This window comes from Kitasatospora purpeofusca, assembly GCF_036010405.1.
Classification (GTDB): Bacteria; Actinomycetota; Actinomycetes; order Streptomycetales; family Streptomycetaceae; genus Kitasatospora; species Kitasatospora purpeofusca.
The window spans coordinates 598,445-616,497 of record NZ_CP108561.1; the positions used below are offsets into that span (position 1 = coordinate 598,445).

16 protein-coding genes are annotated in these 18,053 nt (G+C 76.3%); 13 read left to right on the forward strand and 3 right to left on the reverse strand.

Going from position 1 to position 18,053, the window contains the following annotated elements; genetic code table 11:
• Positions 1–63: 63 nt before the first annotated feature.
• Together OG715_RS02765 and OG715_RS02770 are read left to right on the forward strand one after the other, a co-directional pair.
• The gene (locus tag OG715_RS02765; RefSeq protein WP_327063878.1) at positions 64–3,108 is read left to right on the forward strand and encodes an ATP-binding protein; all 3,045 of its coding nucleotides are present in this window, start codon (positions 64–66) and stop codon (positions 3,106–3,108) included.
• A gap of 245 nt (positions 3,109–3,353) precedes the next feature.
• Complete coding sequence (locus OG715_RS02770) at positions 3,354–3,533, forward strand: hypothetical protein (protein WP_266309170.1); 180 nt, start codon at positions 3,354–3,356, stop codon at positions 3,531–3,533.
• Between the two features lie 161 nt (positions 3,534–3,694).
• On the opposite strand, the gene OG715_RS02775 is transcribed toward OG715_RS02770, so the two are convergent.
• Both OG715_RS02775 and OG715_RS02780 read right to left on the reverse strand, forming a co-directional pair.
• A complete protein-coding gene (locus OG715_RS02775; protein ID WP_327063879.1) occupies positions 3,695–4,132 on the reverse strand; it encodes a hypothetical protein in 438 nt (145 codons plus the stop codon).
• 216 nt (positions 4,133–4,348) lie between these two features.
• Positions 4,349–5,161 carry an SDR family NAD(P)-dependent oxidoreductase gene (locus OG715_RS02780; RefSeq protein WP_327063880.1) on the reverse strand — a complete coding sequence of 271 codons (813 nt, stop codon included), beginning with the start codon at positions 5,159–5,161 and terminating at the stop codon, positions 4,349–4,351.
• A 197-nt stretch (positions 5,162–5,358) separates the two neighbouring features.
• On the opposite strand from OG715_RS02780, the gene OG715_RS02785 reads away from it, so the two are divergent.
• From OG715_RS02785 to OG715_RS02825, 9 genes are all read left to right on the forward strand, one after another.
• Positions 5,359–6,012 (forward strand): hypothetical protein, encoded by a 654-nt coding sequence (locus tag OG715_RS02785; protein WP_327063881.1) that lies wholly within the window; start codon positions 5,359–5,361, stop codon positions 6,010–6,012.
• 93 nt (positions 6,013–6,105) lie between these two features.
• Complete coding sequence (locus OG715_RS02790) at positions 6,106–6,549, forward strand: NTP pyrophosphohydrolase (RefSeq protein WP_327063882.1); 444 nt, start codon at positions 6,106–6,108, stop codon at positions 6,547–6,549.
• A 582-nt stretch (positions 6,550–7,131) separates the two neighbouring features.
• The gene (locus OG715_RS02795) at positions 7,132–8,811 is read left to right on the forward strand and encodes an ATP-binding protein (RefSeq protein ID WP_407660939.1); all 1,680 of its coding nucleotides are present in this window, start codon (positions 7,132–7,134) and stop codon (positions 8,809–8,811) included.
• Positions 8,808–9,215, forward strand: a complete 408-nt coding sequence (locus OG715_RS02800; RefSeq protein WP_030301817.1) for a roadblock/LC7 domain-containing protein — start codon at positions 8,808–8,810, stop codon at positions 9,213–9,215. The genes OG715_RS02795 and OG715_RS02800 overlap by 4 nt, the downstream gene beginning before the upstream one ends.
• A complete protein-coding gene (locus OG715_RS02805; RefSeq protein ID WP_045945116.1) occupies positions 9,212–9,571 on the forward strand; it encodes a DUF742 domain-containing protein in 360 nt (119 codons plus the stop codon). The genes OG715_RS02800 and OG715_RS02805 overlap by 4 nt, the downstream gene beginning before the upstream one ends.
• Positions 9,552–10,172 carry a GTP-binding protein gene (locus OG715_RS02810; protein WP_327063884.1) on the forward strand — a complete coding sequence of 207 codons (621 nt, stop codon included), beginning with the start codon at positions 9,552–9,554 and terminating at the stop codon, positions 10,170–10,172. The genes OG715_RS02805 and OG715_RS02810 overlap by 20 nt, the downstream gene beginning before the upstream one ends.
• 74 nt (positions 10,173–10,246) lie before the next feature.
• Positions 10,247–11,815 (forward strand): cytochrome P450, encoded by a 1,569-nt coding sequence (locus tag OG715_RS02815; RefSeq protein WP_407660940.1) that lies wholly within the window; start codon positions 10,247–10,249, stop codon positions 11,813–11,815.
• 212 nt (positions 11,816–12,027) lie between these two features.
• On the forward strand, positions 12,028–12,672 hold the full coding sequence (locus OG715_RS02820; RefSeq protein WP_266309177.1) for a dihydrofolate reductase family protein: 645 nt from the start codon (positions 12,028–12,030) through the stop codon (positions 12,670–12,672).
• 295 nt (positions 12,673–12,967) lie between these two features.
• Positions 12,968–13,447: a hypothetical protein gene (locus OG715_RS02825; protein WP_327063885.1), complete on the forward strand. Its 480-nt coding sequence runs from the start codon at positions 12,968–12,970 to the stop codon at positions 13,445–13,447.
• A 106-nt stretch (positions 13,448–13,553) separates the two neighbouring features.
• Here the strand turns inward: OG715_RS02825 and OG715_RS02830 are convergent, their stop codons facing one another.
• Positions 13,554–14,099, reverse strand: a complete 546-nt coding sequence (locus OG715_RS02830; RefSeq protein ID WP_266309179.1) for a hypothetical protein — start codon at positions 14,097–14,099, stop codon at positions 13,554–13,556.
• Positions 14,100–14,277: 178 nt separating this feature from the next.
• On the opposite strand from OG715_RS02830, the gene OG715_RS02835 reads away from it, so the two are divergent.
• Entirely contained in the window at positions 14,278–17,247 is a 2,970-nt protein-coding gene (locus OG715_RS02835) for an AfsR/SARP family transcriptional regulator (protein ID WP_327063886.1), read from the forward strand.
• Between the two features lie 203 nt (positions 17,248–17,450).
• The gene (locus OG715_RS02840; RefSeq protein WP_327063887.1) at positions 17,451–18,038 is read left to right on the forward strand and encodes a hypothetical protein; all 588 of its coding nucleotides are present in this window, start codon (positions 17,451–17,453) and stop codon (positions 18,036–18,038) included.
• The last annotated feature ends 15 nt before the right edge of the window (positions 18,039–18,053 follow it).

Here is an 18,053-nt window from a genome sequence, read left to right on the forward strand (position 1 = left end):
GCGCCGATGAACCGGCCGTTGCCGCCGACCGCGCCGGAGGGGGGAGCCCCGGGGGCCGCCTTCGTGGGTCGGGTCGGTGAACTCGCCCGGCTGACCGAGGCGCTCGCCCGGCCCCCGGCCGTCCTGCTCGTCGAGGGCGAGGCGGGCAGCGGCAAGTCGCGCCTGGTCGCCGAGGCCGTCCGCGCCCTGGACGAGAGGTCCGGGAACAGGACGACCGGGAACGGAACGACCTCGCAGGACGGGACGCCCACGCCTCCCAGTGCCACCGCCCCCCGCCGCCCGGTACTGCTCGGCCGTTGCCACCCGCTGCGCGAACCGGAGCCGTTCGGCCCGGTGGTCGACGCCCTGCGGGACGCCGCCGCCCTGCTGCCCCCGCCCGCCGAGCTGCCGCCCAGCACCGGGGCGCTGCGCCTGGTGCTGCCCGACCTCGCCGCCCAGCTGCCGGCCGCGCCGCCGGACGGCGGTACGCTGCTGTCCGCGCGCCGACTGCTCGCCCAGGGGGTGCGGGCGCTGCTCACGGCGCTCGACGCCCCGGTGCTGGTGGTCGAGGACCTCCAGTGGGCCGACGACGCGACCCTCGACCTGCTGGTCCGGCTGGCCCGTGACCTGCCGCCCCGGCTCGCGCTGGTGGTCACCTACCGCCCCGAGGACCTTCCGCCCGGCGCCCCGGCGCCCGGGGCGGCCTTCCGCCCGGCGCCCGCCCGGACCGGCGGGCACGGGGCCGGTGTGGGGCACGGGGCCGTCGGCGCTCCGGTCCGGCTGGAGCGGCTGGAGCCCCTGGACGAGCGGGAGGTCGCGGCGCTGGCCCGGTCGGTGCTGGGCCCGGCGGCGACCCCCGAACTCGCGCGGGTCCTGTACGAGCGCAGCCAGGGCCTTCCGCTGGCCGTCGAGGAGGACCTGCGGACCCTGGCCGAACGGTCCCCGATCGAACGCACACCTACCGAACGCACCCCGACCGGACTTACGGCGACCGAGCGGACCAGCGCCTCAAGCGGCCGTACCTCCACCGGCGACCTCGCCGCCGTCCTGGCCGCCGCCGAGGTCCCACGCGGACTGCGCGACGCGGTGACCGAGCGGCTCGCCCGCCTGGGCGGCGACGGTGCGGCCGTCGTCGCGGCGGCCGCCGTGCTCGGCGTGCCCGCCGACGAGGCGCTGCTCACCGCCGTCGCCGGGCTGGACGCCGAGGCCGGGGCCGACGGCCTGACCGAGGCGCTGCACGCGGCCGTCCTGCGGGAGACCGCGCCCGACCGGTACGCCTTCCGCTCCCCGTCGGCCCGGCAGGTCGCGCAGGGGCGGGTCGCCGGGCCGCGGCGCCGGGTCCTGCACCAGCGGGCCGTGGCCGCGCTGGGGACCAGGGAGCCCCGGCCGCTCGCCCGGATCGCCGAGCACACCCTGGCCATGGGCGACCGCCCGGCCTGGCAGGACCTCGCCCAGGCCGCCGCCGACCAGGCCGCCGCCCTCGGCGATCCGGGCGGTGCCCGGCGGATGCTGCGCGGTCTGCTCGACGAGTCCGACCTCGACCCGCGCCGTCGCGGGCGGGCGGCCCTGGCGCTGGCCCGGCTCGCGGCCGACGACGTCGACCCGGCGGCCAGCGTGCAGGTGCTGAGCGGCATGGTGGCCGACTCCCGGCTGCCGGTCGCCGACCGGGGCGAGATCCGGCTCGCGCTCGGTTTCCTGATGGCGGTGCACAGCGGCAACCGGGCCGGTTTCGACCGGATCCGGGAGTCCCTGGAGGAGCTGGAGGAGCGCCCCGTGCGGGCGGCCCGGGCCATGGTGGCGATCGCCATGGACGAGCGCGACGGCGCCGGCCGCCGGTCCGGGGAGTGGCTCGCCCGGGCGGAGAACCTGCTGGCGGCCAACCCGGACGAGGACGTGTCCGCGGCGGTGCGGGCCACGACGCTCACCTTCCAGGCCCGGTCCGCCGATCCGGCGGTCTGGGACCGGCTGGACGAGCTGCCGCGCGACTCGGAGCGTCCCGAGGTGATGCGGCAGACCACCCGGGCGCTGTACAACACGGGCGAGATCGCGATCGAGCTGGGCTACGACCGCCGGTCCGCGAACCTGCTGGAGGAGAGCCGCCGGCTGGCCCGGCTGACGGGCATCCCGTACCTGGAGTGCTACAGCCGGCTCGCGCTGATCCGGCTCGACATGCTGGCCGGGCGCTGGGACCTGGTGGAGCCCCGGTTCGCCCGGCTGGGCGCGGAGTTCGACGACCTGGCGATGGCCGGTGCCGAGCGCTCACTGCTGTTCGGCCGGCTCGCGGCGGGGCGGGGCCGGCTGGCGCTGGCCCGGGAGGAGTTCGAGATCGCCGCCCGGTTCGGCCAGCGGGAGTCGCAGGTGACGGTGGCGCTGCGGGCGGCCGCCGGGCTCGGCGGCCTCCAACTGCTGGAGGGCGACACCGCCGGGGCCGCCGGCACGGTGGGGCCCGCGCTGGCCACGGCCCGGCAGGCCGACGCGTGGGCGCGCACCGCCGAGCTGCTGCCGGTCGCCGTCGAGGCCCTGCTCGCGACGGGCGGGCGGGCCGAGGCCGGGGAGGTCACCGAGGAGGCGACGCAGTCGCTCACCGACCGGGGTGCGCCGGCCGTGACGGCGTCGCTGCACCTCTCCCGGGGGCTGCTGCTGGACGCGGACGGGGATCCGGAGGCGGCGGAGGCGTTCACCCGGGCCAGGGACCACTGGCAGGACATCGGGCGGCCGTACGAGGCGGCGCGGGCCGACGAGCGGATCGCGGCGGCGCTGGCCGCGCGCGACCGGGTGCGGGCGGCGGAGCGGATGGCCGCCGCCGAGCGGGTCTACCTGGAACTGGGGGCCACCACGGACACCGCCCGCTGCCGGAAGCTGCGCCGGGACCTCGATCTCGGCGGGATCGGCTCGCCCGGCCGCCGGGGCTACGGCAAGCGGCTGTCGCCGCGCGAACGGCAGGTGGCGGAGCTGCTCGCGCAGGGGACGGGCAACCAGGACATCGCCCAGGCCCTCTTCCTGTCGCCGCGCACGGTGGAGCACCATGTGGCGAACGTGCTGGCCAAGCTGGGCACCGGCCGGGCCGGGACGGCGCAGGCGCTGGCCCTGGCGGACGCCGAGGACGCGGCGGGCGAGGGCGGCGGCTGAGGGCAGCGAGTGAGGCGGCGGGCGACCGGCCCGCGGGGCCGGGCGCGGCAGGTCCTCGCGGGCGACCCGCACCTCCGCGCGGGCGCCCCGCACGTGCCGGTGGGTGCCGCGCGGCGGGCGCCCCCAGCGTTCCCGCCCGCCGATAGGTAGTCACCCGCATTGATCCGGCCGGTCCGGGCCGGTTCCCTGGTGGTCATGGCGAGCGAGCGGGGCAGCCGCTCCCCGACCAGGAGGGATCCCGAGTGATGAGTGCACGTCACCACGCGCCGAGCGCGACCGCCGGACCGGCGACGGACGGCCCGGACCGGGCCGAGGCCACCGTCCGGCTCTCCCCCTCCCCCCGCAAGGCCGGGCACCACCCGGTGGCCCTGGTCCGCCTGGCCCGGCTCAGCCGGTCCGGCCCCGGGCTCCACTGGGCGCACTGAACACCGGCCGGGACCGTGTGGGCGGTTCCCGGTCGGGAAGCGGGGGGAAGCGAGCGCCGGGACGGCCGGGAACGGCCCGGACCGGCTGACGCACCGAAGGAAATGGGCCCTGCCTGGCCGACCAGGCAGGGCCCTTTGCCGTGCGGACGTCTCTGCGGGGATCAGCAGGACGCCGCGACGGAGAGGGTGACGGCGGCCGGCGGCCACCCCCACTGGGTGGTTTCGAGGGTCGCCTCGGCGGTGGAGCCGCACGGCAGGGCGCCGGAGATCCGGCCCACCGGAGTGGCGGACCAGCTGACGTTGACGGTCGGCGTGACGGTGCCGAGCTCCGCACCGTCGACGACCTTGGCGGTGAGGCGGAACGGCACCGGGCGCGGGGTCCAGGTGACACTGGTCGGCGTGGTGCGGCCGTGGAAGGTCACCTGGTCGCCACTGACGATGGCGCAGATCTCGTTGACCACCACACCCCGGTAGCTGGTGACGCAGGTCCCCGGGACGCTCGGGGAGGCGTCCGCGTGGGCGGCGAGCACGGTGCCGGGGAGCGCACCGGCGAGGGTCAGGGCGACGCTGGTGGCGAGGATGGCGAGGGGCCGATTCATCGGGCTTTTCCCGTTCGTGGGTAGGGGCGACAGAGTGAAGCCATGTGACATTTCATGCTTCACACCCCACATGATGCCATCGATTCAAGCGGAGGATTACCGTCCAGCCTTTTTTTTGAAGCCGCTAACTGATTCCAGCCTTTCAATGGCCGAATTGCATCGGTCCGGACGGTCGGGTGCCCGCTCGACCGAGCGGGCGCCCGACCGGTCTTCCGGTCAGCCGCCCGAGCGCGGCTCCATGCGCAGTCCGAAGGCCGCCGTACCGGGATCCAGAGCGGTCACCCCACCGTCGACCGTGAGCACCGCGCCGTTCACATAACCCGCTGCCGGGGAGAGCAGCCAGCCGATCGCGGCGGCCACCTCCTCCGGCTCCCCCGGCCGGCCCGCCGGGGTCAGCGCCGTCGCCTCGCGGTAGGCCTGCTCGACACCGCCGGCCAGCTCGGCCTCCTCGGCGAACCGCGCCATCCTGCGGTCGGCCATCTCGGTGCGCACCCAGCTCGGACAGACGGTGTTGGCCCGCAGGCCGAGCCGGCCGTAGTCGACGGCCAGCGAGCGGCAGAGCTGGAGCAGCGCGGCCTTCGAGGTCGCGTAGGCGGCACTGCCGGCACCGTTGCGCAGCGCGGAGACGGAGGCGACCGCCACCACCGCGCCGCGCGCGGCCAGCAGGTGCGGCAGCGCCTCCCGTAGCAGGAGGAAGGGGCCGGTGAGATTGGTCCGCATCACCAGCTCCCAGTCCTCCAGTGTCACCTCGCCCACCGAACCGCCCCGGCCCACACCGGCGTTGAGCACCAGACCGTCGATCCGTCCGTAGCCGGCGACGGCGGCCGCGACCAGGTCGCGGACACCGTCGGGCTCGGTGGTGTCGGAGACGTGCGCGAGCGCCCCCGTCTCCCGGGCGACCCGCTCCAGCGGCTCCCTCCGCCGGCCCGACACCACCACGTGGTGGCCCTCGGCCCGCAGCAGCCGCGCGGTGGCCGCGCCGATGCCGCTCCCTCCGCCGGTGACGACGACTACACGCTGCTCCGACATTCCTGTGACCTCCGGGATCGATGTTTCGTGAACCGTCGATCCTAGGCGGAGTGACCCGACGGCCCGTCAGACCCGCTCCGCAGCAGCCTCGTGGCAGCCCCGGGGCCGGGCGTTGTCGGAGGCGGGCCGTAGATTCGGCGCGACCGAGCACCAGTCGAGCGATCCGCGGACAGGACCTGAGCCCCCCGATGAACCCCGTGACCCCGATCCCCCCGACCGCCGAGCACGGCATCGCGCTCACCGAGCGCGTGATCGCCTCCGTCGAGGCGGACCCGCACCGGCCGATCCTGGACTACAGCGCGTGGGCCGGGCCGTGGCTGACCGGCGAGCCCCGGCCGCTGCCGGCCGGGCCCCTGGCCGAGGCGGTGTTCCCCAGCGGCCGGCCGCTGCCGCCGAGCCTGCGGCGCTGGCTGGCCTTCGACACCGGGCTGCTGCGCCGGTTCGGCTGGCTCGACGAGGACGACCGCTTCACGCCGAGGCCGTTGGGCGAGCTGGCGCGGGACGAACTCGGCGAGCTCTGGGGCTCCTGCTTCGACGGCGTCTCCGACCGCTTCGACGAGTGCTTCCTGCTCCCGGGCGGTTCCGACTCGCGCCGGGTCCTGGCGACCGGCTCGGGCGACGCGCACGGCGAGTACCCGGTGCTCGCGCTCGACGTGGACGACATCCCGTGCGTCGAGCTGATGTACCCGGGGCTGGACGTCTATCTCGCCGACACCTGCGGGCTGCTGACCGTCGAGGGCGACGGCTACTCCGCCCTGGCCCGGAACCCCGTGTACGCCCGCCGGATGCTCACCCACGCGCAGCAGGTGTTCGGCGGGGAGTTCGCCGAGGAGTGCTTCCCCGACCTCTGAGCGGACCGGCACGGGCGGTGCTCCCGACCGTCCGCACGCGCTCGCTCACCCGTCCCGCTGTCGTCCAGCAGGTTCGTGACAGACTGGCCCGCCATGGGAGAGAGCGAGACCGACGAGGCCGCCCCGGAGCCGCCGCTGCTCGTGGTGGACGGCGCCAACGTGGTGGGCTCGGTGCCCGACGGCTGGTGGCGGGACCGGCGCGGTGCGGCCGAGCGGCTGCGGGACGCGCTCGCGCCCGTCGCCGGCCACGGGGTCCCGGGCGAGCGGGCCGACGTCCCGGCCTGGGCGCGGACCGGCCCGCTGGAGGTGCTCCTCGTCGTCGAGGGCGCGGCCCGGGGCGTCACGGCCACACCCGAGGTGCGCGTCGAGGCCGCCGGCGGCAGTGGTGACGATCTGATCGTCGCACTCGTCGCGGCGGCCCTCGCCGCCCGCCCCGAACGGAGTTGCCTGGTCGTCACGGCGGACCGGGGCCTGCGCGAGCGGGTCACCGCGCTCGGCGCCGCCGTGACCGGCCCCCGCGCAGTCCGCCCCGCCTGACACCTCCCGCCCCTCCCACTCCCTCCCCGCCCCTCCCACTTCCTCCCCGCACCTCCCGGCCCCGGTTCCGGCCCCGGCTCCCGGCTCCCTCCCGCCGGTCGAGCGGGCCCGCCACCCTCCCCCGTCACCCGGCCGCCGGGCCCTCGGCGGCTCATCCTTTCGGTGGACGCGGTCCGGCCCGCGCTGACGCCCCGAGCACCGCCCACCACCGCCCGGATCCGGGCCCTAGCACGAAGTGGCCCTTGCTCGGGGCAAGTTCACCCGGAGACCGCTCGCATTGGCGAACCGGGCGCGAGCGCCGGTTCGGGGCGCGCGGGGCGCGGTAAACCTGGTGCCATCACCGGCCCGGCGACGGGTCCGGTCCGCACGACCAGGTCCGCCACCGGCGCGCGCCCGCCGTCCCCGGGCGCCGTACGGCGGAGGCCCACCGTGCCGCGCACCACCCGCGCGCCCCGCCCACCGCACCGCTCCGAACCCCCGAGGCCCACCGGCCACCCGTCCCGTTCCCCCACTCTTCCGATCGTTTGAGGATTCTGAATGCTTGGTGCTGGTTCGTCACCCGGACGCCGGCGCTCCGCCCCCGTGCTCGTCTGGCTCCTGCCCACCGTCGTGACGGCCGCCGTGGCCTCCGCCGCCGTGGCCACGGCCACCCCCGACTCGCGCCTGCGCATCGCCGTCTGCGCGGCGGTGGGCACCCTGGCCGTGGTCCTGGTCGCCGCCGAGGCCGCCCGCCGGGGCCGGGCGACGGAGGAACTGCGCGCACGGGCCGTCCAGCGCGAGGGTGAACTGATCCGCCGGCTCACCCGGCAGGAGACCGAGTACATCCGGCTGGCCAAGTCCGTCCTGCCCGCCGCCATGACCCGGCTCACCCGCGGCGAGGGCCTGGAGGACCTCGTCCACGCCTACGCCCTCCAGGACGTCACGGTCGGCGCGGAGTTCCGGAGCGCGCAGCAGACCCTGCTGCGCGCCGTGCTGGAGACCGTCGAGAACGAGGAGGCGCTGCGCGAGTCGGCCCGGCGCTCCTTCGTCAACATCGCCCGCCGCGTGCAGGCGATCGTCCACCGGCAGGCCGCCGAGCTGCGCGTCATGGAGCACCGGCACGGCAACGACCCCGCGGTCTTCGACGACCTGCTGCTGGTCGACCACGGCAACGCCCTCATCGGCCGCCTGGCCGACAGCATCGCCGTCCTCGGCGGCGCACGGCCGGGCCGCCAGTGGAACCGGGCCGTGCCGCTGTACAGCGTCCTGCGCGGCGGCATGTCGCGGATCCTCGACTTCCAGCGGGTCGAGCTGCACCCGGTCTCCGACGTGGCGGTGATCGGCCCGGCGGTCGAGCCCCTCATCCACGCGGTGGCCGAGCTCCTCGACAACGCCACCCGCTACTCGCCCCCGCACACCAGCGTGCACCTGACCGCCGTCGAGGTGCAGACCGGCATCGCGATCGAGATCGAGGACGGCGGGCTCAGCCTCAGCGAGGAGGGCCGGGCCCGCGCCGAGCGGATGCTGCTGGAGGCGCAGGCCGGCATCGACCTCAACGAGCTCGGCGAGACCCCGCGGCTCGGCCTCGCCGTCGTCGGCCGGCTCTCCCGGGCGTACGGCTTCCAGGTCTCGCTGCGCCCCTCGGCCTACGGCGGGGTGCGGGCGGTGCTGGTCGTGCCGCAGGAGCTGATCACCACCGCGCCCGCCACCGGTCGCGCCCACGGCATCGGGGTCACCGGTTCGTCCGGTCCGGAGCCGGTGGACGACCGCCGTCCGCACACCTCGCCGCCGCCGCGACGGCCGCTCTCCGGCTCGCTGCCGGGGCCGCTCAGCGGTGGTGGGGAGGACGTCCCGGTGGTGACCGAGCGCACCTCCACCGGTCTGCCCCGCCGGCGCCGGCACGCCGCGCCGACCGCCCGGATCGGCGTCGCCCAGACGACCCGCACCACCACCGCCCGCTCCGGTGGCACGACCGGCCGGGCGGCCGCGCGGGGCGGCGCGGCGGGCCCGAACGGTGCCTCGGCCGCGAACGGCGCCTCGGCTGTGAACGGCTCGGCGAGCCCGAACGGCCCGACCGGCCCGGTGGCCTCGAACGGCCCGGCGGGCCCGACCGGTCGCGCCGACGGGTCCGGAGGCCCACCCGACCGGCCCGGTGCCGATCCCTCCACCCCGGCGGGGGCGGTGCAGCCGGGCCTCTGGCTGGCCGCCTTCACCGAAGGGGTCAACGGCACCGGCGCGGCCGACCACGACAACGGGGACCCGACGGGGAAGGACCAGCGGTGATTCAGCCACGGACCAACATGGACTGGCTGCTCAAGCAGCTGGCGGACGAAGTCCCGCACGTCCGGAACGTCATCGTGCTCTCCGCGGACGGACTGCGGATGGCCCAGCACGGCACCGAGACCGACACCGCCGACCGGCTCGCCGCCGCCTGCGCCGGTCTGCAGAGCCTGGCGGCGGCCGTGGGCCACGAGTTCCCGCACGGGGACGGCCGGATGCGGCTGGTGGTGATCGAGATGGGCGGCGGCTTCTTCTACCTGATGGCGGCCGGCGCCCGGGCCTTCCTGGCGGTACTGGCCGACGAGGGCGTGGACGCCGGGCTGATGGGCCAGCGGATGCGCGACCTGGTCGCCCGGATCGGCGAGCACCTCAGTACGCCTCCCCGAAGGGGCGAGCCCGTCGCATGAGCACAGCCGGCCGGGACTGGGGCGAGGACGCCCCGGAACGCTTCTACGTGATCACGCGCGGCCACACCCAACCGGCCGGACGGGCCGCGTTGGACCTGGTCACACTGATCGTCTCCCGTGCGGAGCCCACCCCCTCCATGCCGCCCGAGCACGCGGCGATCCTGCGTCTGTGCGGATCGCCGCTCTCGGTGGCCGAGATCTCCGCCTACCTGCGGCTGCCGGTCAGCGCGGTCACCGTGCTGCTGGCCGACCTCGTGGCCGAGGAACGGGTCGAGGCGCGCGCCTCCGTCCCGGCCGCGCTTCTCCCCGACCGTGCCCTGTTGGAGGCGGTGATGCATGGACTTCAGCGCCTCTGACACGGTGCGCGGGCCGGCCGACGAGGACCTGCTGCCGGACTCGGCCACCGCCGCCGTCAAGGTGGTCGTCGTCGGCGGCTTCGGCGTCGGCAAGACCACCCTGGTCGGCGCGGTGAGCGAGATCCGTCCGCTGACCACCGAGGAGACGATGACCCAGGCCGGGGCGGACGTCGACGACCTGGCCGGGATCGAGCGGAAGTCCGAGACCACGGTCGCGATGGACTTCGGCCGGATCAGCATCAGCGACGAGCTGGTGCTGTACCTCTTCGGCACCCCCGGGCAGGAGCGGTTCTGGTTCCTGTGGAACGGCCTGTTCGAGGGGGCGCTGGGCGCGGTGGTGCTGGTCGACACCCGTCGGCTGGAGGTCAGCTTCGACGTGATCGGGCGGCTGGAGGACCGGGGCGTGCCGTTCGTGGTCGCCGCCAATGCCTTCCCCGGCGCGCCCGCCCACCCGGACGAGGAACTGCGGCTCGCGCTGGACCTGCCGCCCGAGGTCCCGATCGTCGCGTGCGACGCCCGGGTCCGCGAGTCCGGACGGGACGTGCTGCTCGCGCTCATGCACTACCTCTACGACCTGGCGGGGTCGCTGACCGCGCGGTGAGCGCACCGCCCGTCCCCGCCCCGCTCCCCCACCCGTCCGTCCCCCTCCCGTCGACGACGACCCCCGGAGACACCGTGACCACCCCGTTCCGCGACGACGCCCCCCTCGCCCCGCCCGCCGGCTGCCCCGCCCACGGGGCCGACGCCCCGGGTACCGACACCCCGGGGGTCGACATCCCGGGGGTCGACATCCCGAGGCCCGCCGGACCGGCCGACGCCGAACCGGGGAGCGACCTGCCCTGCCTCGAAGATCTGCCCGTCGCCGAACTCCGCCGCCTCTACGGGCCCGAGGCCGAGGCCGACCCGTCCGGCCTGTACGAGAAGCTGCGCGCCGAGTACGGGGAGGTCGCGCCCGTCCTGCTGCACGGCGACCTGCCGGCCTGGCTGATCCTCGGCCACTCCGCCAACCTCACCGTGATGCGCACGCCGTCCCGCTTCTCCCGGGACTCGCGCCGCTGGCGGGCGTTCCAGGAGGGCCGGGTCGGGGCGGACTCGCCGCTGATGCCGGTCATCGCCTGGCAGCCGCTCTGCGTCTTCGCCGACGGCGCCGAGCACCGACGGCTGCGCGGCGCCGTCACCGACGGCCTGAACGGCACCGACCGGCGCGGCGTCCGCCGCTTCGTCACCCGCTACACCGCCGAACTGGTCGAGGAGTTCGGGCCGGCCGGAGAGGCCGAACTCGTGAGCCGGTTCGCGGAGCACCTGCCGATGCTGGTGATGACCCAGCTGGTCGGCATGCCGGAGGAGTACGGCCCGCGCCTGGTCGAGGCCGCCCGGGACCTCATGAAGGGCACCGAGACCGCCATCGCCAGCAACGACCACGTGGTCGCGGCCCTGCGCCGGCTGGTCGAGCGCAAGCGGACCGATCCCGGCGCCGACCTCTGCACCCGGCTGATGCAGCACGAGGCCGCGCTGACGGACGAGGAGGTGCTGGAGCACCTGCGGGTCGTGCTGCTGGCCGCGAACGAGACGACGGTCAACCTGATCGCCGACACGCTGAAGATGATCCTCACCGACGACCGGTTCCGGGCCCACCTGTCGGGCGGCCACATGACCGTGCCGGACGGGCTCGACCAAGTCCTGTGGGACGCCCCGCCGATGTCGCTGGTCGCCGGCCGCTGGGCCACCGGGGACACCCTGCTCGGCGGGCAGCGGATCCGGGCCGGGGACATGCTGCTGCTCGGCCTCGCCGCCGGGAACGTCGATCCGATCGTCCGGCCCGACCTGGCCAAGCCGCTGCACGGGAACCGCTCCCACCTGTCCTTCGGCAGCGGCCCGCACGAGTGCCCGGGCCAGGACATCGGGCGGGCGATCGCGGAGACCGGGATCGACTGCCTGCTCACCCTGCTGCCGGACCTCAGGCTCGCCGTCCCGGAGGAGGAGCTGACCTGGACCTCGGCCTGGCTGTCGCGCCATCTGGTGGCGCTGCCGGTCGAGTTCACCCCGCGCGAGCGGCAGACCGCCGAGGACTCCGCTCCGCCGGCCGCCGCACCCGCCGTCCTCCCGGGCATCGACGGCCCACCGCTCCCTCCGGCGGCGTCGGCCCCGTGGCCCGGACCGACGCCGGTCGGGCCCTCCCCCGACCTCGTCGCCGAGCCCCGGCGCGGCTGGTGGGCCCGGCTCGTCGGATGGTTCCGGTACTGACGGACGGGCACGGGCGGGCCGGTGGGCACGGACCGGCGGACACGGGCGGCCCGACACCCACCGGCCGGACCGGCGTTCACCGGCCGGGGCGGCGCTGACGACCCGGGCGGCGCGTCCCCGGCCCAACCGGTCGGGCCCGGACTAAAGTCGGCGCGAGCCGGACGCGGCCCTTCCGCCGCGCCGAACCCCGCCCGCCCGCCGGAAGGTGCCCCGTGTCCCTGGTCCGCGTCCACAACTTCTCGGTCTCGCTCGACGGCTACGGCACGGGCGAGGGACAGAGCCTGGAGGCACCGTTCGGCCACGCCGGCGACCGCCTGCACAGCTGGTTCTTCCACACCCACACCTTCCGCGCCATGCAGGGCGGCGAGGGCGGCGAGACCGGCGTGGACGACGCCATGGCGCGGGCCTGGGGCGACGGGATCGGCGCGGAGATCATGGGGCGCAACAAGTTCGGCCCGCAGCGCGGCCCTTGGCAGGACCACGACTGGAACGGCTGGTGGGGCCCGCACCCGGTGTTCCGCACCCCGGTCTTCGTCCTCACCCATTACCCCAGGCCCACCGTGGAGATGGCGGGCGGCACCACCTTCCACTTCGTCGACGGCAGCCCGCAGGAGGTCCTCGCCCTCGCCCGGGAGGCCGCCGGCGGCCTGGACGTCCGGATCGGCGGCGGCCCGAGCACCGTCCGCGCCTTCCTCGCAGCGGACCTGGTCGACCATCTGCACGTGGTCGTGGTGCCCGTCCTGCTCGGCCGGGGCGAGCGCCTGTGGGACGGACTGGAGGGGCTGGAGAAGCGCTTCCGGATCGAGTCCGTCACCAGCCCGAGCCGGGTCACCCACCTCACCTTCACCCGGCCGTGACCGGCCCCCCGACCGACCCCTGACCGACCCTGATCAACCCTCACCGACTCGTTTCCCCTGGGATCCCGGGCCGGTTTCCCGCTTCGGCCGAAGCGGGAAACCGGCCCGGGATCCCAGCTTTCTGGGGGGCACATCCGCTCCGCCCCCGGCCGTGCTCCCGTGCGCCGGGTTTGCCGCCCCCGGTGGCGGTGCCATATCCGAGGTTCGGGGGTGCGGACCGGAGGCGGCGGGGTGCCGGTCCGGCCCGTCGAAGGGATTCGAGGGAGTCGAGGGATTCGTGGGAGGGGACGGCGGGATGACGGACATTCGGCGATCGGCGCTGCGGTACACCGCGGACATCACCGTGGAGGACATCGACGGGCTGGCCGGGTTCATCGAGCGGCGGGTGGTGCTGCTCCGGGAGGCGGCCGCGAGGCCCGGTGGCGAGGAAGCCCTGATCGGGGAGGCCCTGACCCACACGGTCACGGCCCTGACCGGCAGCGCGCGGGAGGTGCTCGGCACGCTCGCCGGGCACGCGGCGGAGGCGGCCGGGGGCACCTCGGGGCCCGACGAGGAGCGCGGGCCCGGCGGGCAGGACCGGGAAGTCAGCGCCTTCGACGAGGAGTTCGAGGAGCTGATGGCCCGGCTCAGCCGGCTCTGGCGGTACCTGCTGACGGCCGCCGAGGCGTGGAGCCACCTGCCCGACTACGACGTGGCGCGCTGGCGGCTGGACGGCCACCTGGACGCGGAGCACGAGGCCCGGGCCCGCTGGTCGGAGGCCGGGGACACCTGGTGAGCAGGGAGGCCGGGTGAGCGGGGAGGCCCGTTGACCGGCCGCGCGGGACCGGCCCCCGGCCCGGGTGGGCAGGGGGCCGGCCGTTGGGCGCGGGCGACGGTGCGGGTCAGTTCCAGGGGTTGGCGTTCTGGTCGTTGATGTACGTCCAGAAGCGCACGCCCTGCGGCAGGCTGCCGGAGGCCCAGAAGGTCCAGCCGCCGGTCGAGGAGTAGTTCGGGCCGTAGTGGCCGTCGTGGAACTCGGCCTGCCGCCAGTTGCGCCCGAAGGTCGAGCGGCAGACCTCGTTGGCGGCCGCGGCGCTGGTCAGCTCCGAGCCCTTGACCGGGCGGCTCAGCGCCACGCTCCCCAGGGCCCAGCCGTTGTAGAAGCCGAGGCTGATGCCGGCCGGCGCGGACCGGCCGTCCTGGTTGAGGCAGAGCACCGGCAGCGAGACCCAGGGAGCGGTGTCGCCCTGGTAGGCGTTGCTGGCCGTGCCGCCGGGGCCACCGACCTGGACGGTGCCGCTCGGACCGTAGTTGAGGACCTCCCAGGTCATGCCGTAGTGGGTGGCGTCGGAGGTGCGGGCCTGGGCGGCAGGGGCGACGGCCAACGGGACGAGGGCGGCCACGGCGGCGGCGGTCGCGACGGCGGCGAGACGCTTGATGCGGGTCATGGTCCTGTTCCTCCAGGGAACTCCGGGAAAGAATGCGCACGACGCCGGTCGGACTGCGGACCGGCATGTCCCGACCATCTCAACCACGCACACGATTCTGGCATGATCTGGTCATCAGACCGTCACCAAACGCGACGGTCCGACAGCGGCGCGCAAGAACCCTGGGGAGGGGCAGCGCATGGAGTTCGCGATTCTGGGACCGCTGGAGGTCCGGACCCGCACGGGGAACCGGATCCGGCTGGGGGGCGCCCGACAGGAACGACTGCTCGCCGCACTGCTGCTGAACCCGGGCGGCGCGGTGCCGGTGCCCCGGCTGGTGGACGCCGTCTGGGAGGACCGGCCGCCCGCCACCGCCGACCGCCAGGTCCGCAACCTGGCGGGACTGCTCCGCCGGGCCTTCCGCAAGGCGGACCCGACCGGGCCGCCCGTCCTGCTCACCGACGGGCGCGGCTACCGCATCCCGCTCGACGACCACGGGCTGGACTCCCGTCTGTTCGCCGACACCGTCGCCCGGTCCCGCCGGACGGCCGCCGCCGGGCAGCAGTCGGCCGCCGCGGCCGGTCTGCGGCAGGCCCTGTCGCTCTGGCGCGGACCCGTACTCGACGGCCTGGAAGGGCAGTTGATCGACTCGGGCGCCGTACCGCTGGACGAGCTGCGGCTCACCGCCTGGGAGGACTGCCTCGACCTGGACGCGGCACTCGGTCGGCACCGCGCGAGCATCCCGGAACTGACCGGCCTGGTCACCGACCATCCGTTGCGGGAGCGCTTCGTCGGGCAGCTGATGCGGGCCCTGCACGCCTCCGGGCGGACGGCCGACGCGCTCACCGTGCACCGGCGGTTCACCGGCCGGCTCGCCGAGGAGCTGGGACTCGACCCCAGCCCCGAACTGCGGCGGCTGCACCTGGCGTTGCTCACCGCCGGGGTCGTTCCCGACCCGGGACCGGGATCCGGCGGGGCGGGCCCGTCGACGGGCCCGCCGGCCGCGGGCGCCCGAACCGCCGCGCCCCGTACCGCCGGACGCCCGGGCGGGCCCGCCGAGGAGCGAGGCGGAGCCGTCCGCGCCACCGCCACCGCTCGGGACGACGCCGGCGCGGATCCCGACCCGGAGGCGGCCACCGCCGAGGGCGGGCACGGCCCCCGCCCCACCATGCCCGTGCCCGTGCCCGCCCAACTGCCGCCCTCACTGGCCACCTTCACCGGCCGCGCGGCGGAACTCGCCGCCCTCGACGCCTTCACCGAGGCGGCGGCCTCGCCCGCCCCTTCGTCCCCCGGTTCGCGTACGGGCCCGGGCAGCGCCTCCGCCGCCCGCATCTGCGCCGTCTCCGGCAGCGCCGGGATCGGCAAGAGCGCCCTGGTCGTCCAGTGGGCGCACCGGATCCGCGGCCGCTTCCCCGGCGGCCAGCTCTACGCCGACCTGCACGGCTTCTCCGCCGAGCCGCCGCTGACGCCGCACGCCGTCCTGGCCCGGTTCCTGCGCGCGCTCGGGGTGCCCGGCGAGCAGGTGCCGGGAGCCCCCGAGGAGGCCGCCGCGCTGTACCGGTCGATGCTCGCGGACCGGCGGGTGCTGGTCGTCCTGGACAACGCGCGCAGCGCGGAACAGGTCCGCCCGCTGCTGCCCGCCGCCCCGGAGTGCCTGACGGTGGTCACCAGCCGAGCCGGCCTGGCCGGGCTCACCGCCCGGGACGGCGCCCGCCCGCTGACCCTGGACCTCATGCCGGCCCCGGACGCCGTCGCGCTGCTGGACCGCGTCATCGGCACCCGGCGGGCCCGGTCCGAGCCCGCCGCCGTCGCCGAACTCGCCTCCGTCTGCGGCCGGTTGCCGCTCGCCCTGGCGATCGCCGCCAGCCGGCTCGCCGAACGCCCCGGCCGCACCGTCGCCGACCACGTCGCCGAGCTGCGGGACAGCGGGAACCGGCTCACCGCGCTGGCGATCGACGACGACGCGGCCTCGGCCGTCCGCGCGGCACTCGACCTCTCCTACCGCACCCTCCCCGCCGCCGCGCGCACCCTGTTCCGGCTGCTGTCCCTCGCCCCCGGCCCTGGTCTGACGGCCGCGGCGGCCGCCGCGCTCTGCGGCGAGCGCGTCGCGGTCGTGCGGCCCGTCCTGGACCAGCTGGCCAACGCCCATCTGCTGACCCACGCGGGCGGCGACCAGTACCGGCTGCACGACCTGCTCCGCCTGTACGCCGCCGAACGCGCGGCCGCCGAGACCGGGCGGGCGGTGAGCACCGCCGCCCGCGAACGGCTCGGCACCTGGTACCTGCACCATGCCGATGCCGCCGCCCGGCTGCTCACCCCGCACCGCCGGCGGATCCCGCTCGGCGCTCCGGGCCCGTGGTACGAACCGCCGGCCTTCACCACCGCGGCCGGGGCGCAGCGGTGGTGCGAGAGCGAGCACGGCCGGCTGCTGGGCATGGTGCGGTCGGCGGCCGAGCACGGTCCGGACGCGCTGGCCTGGCGGCTGCCGGTCGTCCTGTGGAGCTACTGGTTCACCGGCCCGCACCTGGAGGACCGGGAGGAGGCGGCGCGCCTCGCGGTGGCGGCGGCCGTCCGGGCCGGGGACTGGTACGGCGAGGGCCAGGCCCGCAACGACCTGGCGACGGCGCTGGGCGCGCTGGGCCGCCATGACGAGATGCTGGCCGAACTCCGGCTCGCCCGGGTGCTGTTCGCGGAGATCGGCGACCGGGTCGGGGAGGCCCACGCGATCGGCAACCTCGGCGACCACTGTCTCGGCACGGGCGCCTTCGGGCAGGCGCGGCTTCACTTCCAGGGGGCGCTCACGCTGTTCCGGGCGCAGCCGGAGGAGCAGCGCGACGACTGGGCGGTCCGGGTCTGCGAGACCAAGCTCGGGGTGACCGCGATGCTGGCGGGCCGGGCCCGGGAGGCGGGCGAGTACCTGTACCGGGCCCTGGACCGGCACCGGTCCGCCGGTGATCCGGTCCTGGAGGGCATCACCCTCTACCACCTGGGCGACCGCCTCCGCCGGCTGGACCGTCCGGCGGAGGCGGCGGCGCGGCTCCGGCAGTGCCTGGCGGTCCTCGACGCCACGACGCGGAACCCCCGGCTGCGCGCCGAGGTGCTGGCGGCGCTGGCCCGCCTCGGCGAGGCCGCCGGTCCGCCTGACGGCCAGGGGCGGCCCGGCGGGTAGCCCACCGGGCGGAGCCCTTCCCGCCGCGGAGCCCGCCGTACCACGTGGCCGGGCCTCCCGGGTGTGCCGGTGGCGGGTGTCGCCCGCGCGGGTGGTCGTGGCCGCGGGGCGGCACGGCGGGTCGCCTGGCGGGGGGGTGGTGCGTGGTCGGATGGTCCGTCGGTGGGGCGGGCGGGCGTCGGCCGGTACGGAGAGGCGGGACGGTGCGGCGACTGAGGGCGGTGGCGGCGGTGGCGGCCGTCGCGGTGCTCGCGACGGCGGCGGTCGTGCCCGGGGCAGCGCCGCACGCGGGCGGTCCGGCGGTCGCGCGACCGGTGGGCGGGGACGGACCGGCGGCGGGCGGCGGCTTCGACGCGTTCGGGGCCTTCGACGACTTCGGCGGCTACGGGGCCGTCGGCGGGCCGCCCGGCCGGGGTGGCCCGGGCGGGTTCCCCCGGCCGGGCACCTCGGGTGCGGGCCGGCTGCGGACGCTGGCCGGGGTCCTGCGGCAGGACCGGCCCGGCAGTGGCTGGTACCTGGTCGGCGGGGCGCATCTGGTGCTCGATCTGGAGGTCGTGCACGCCGACCACGAGCAGATCGTGCTGCGCTTCCCCACCGCGCGGCGGGTGGTGTCGGTGCTCTGCGGACCCGACGAGACCTACGCGCCGCTCGGCTACTCCTGCGGCGCCTCGGTGTCGCTGGACGAGGTGCGGGTCCGGCTGGGCCGGAACGGGCGCCCCGCCGACCCGACGGCCACCGCCGCCGGACGGTACGCCAACTTCTGGCTGCTGGGGCTCGTCGAGCAGCGCTGAGGCAGGTGCCGAGCG

What these genes read in the sequence shown, in the direction of transcription:
- OG715_RS02790 (WP_327063882.1), top strand. Translation starts at nt 6,106, where the DNA reads ATGGGAGAGAGCGAGACCGACGAGGCCGCCCCGGAGCCGCCGCTGCTC.
- OG715_RS02810 (WP_327063884.1), top strand. Translation starts at nt 9,552, where the DNA reads ATGGACTTCAGCGCCTCTGACACGGTGCGCGGGCCGGCCGACGAGGAC.
- OG715_RS02780 (WP_327063880.1), bottom strand. Translation starts at nt 5,161, where the DNA reads ATGTCGGAGCAGCGTGTAGTCGTCGTCACCGGCGGAGGGAGCGGCATC.
- OG715_RS02775 (WP_327063879.1), bottom strand. Translation starts at nt 4,132, where the DNA reads ATGAATCGGCCCCTCGCCATCCTCGCCACCAGCGTCGCCCTGACCCTC.
- OG715_RS02830 (WP_266309179.1), bottom strand. Translation starts at nt 14,099, where the DNA reads ATGACCCGCATCAAGCGTCTCGCCGCCGTCGCGACCGCCGCCGCCGTG.
- OG715_RS02835 (WP_327063886.1), top strand. Translation starts at nt 14,278, where the DNA reads ATGGAGTTCGCGATTCTGGGACCGCTGGAGGTCCGGACCCGCACGGGG.
- OG715_RS02825 (WP_327063885.1), top strand. Translation starts at nt 12,968, where the DNA reads ATGACGGACATTCGGCGATCGGCGCTGCGGTACACCGCGGACATCACC.
- OG715_RS02770 (WP_266309170.1), top strand. Translation starts at nt 3,354, where the DNA reads ATGAGTGCACGTCACCACGCGCCGAGCGCGACCGCCGGACCGGCGACG.
- OG715_RS02805 (WP_045945116.1), top strand. Translation starts at nt 9,212, where the DNA reads ATGAGCACAGCCGGCCGGGACTGGGGCGAGGACGCCCCGGAACGCTTC.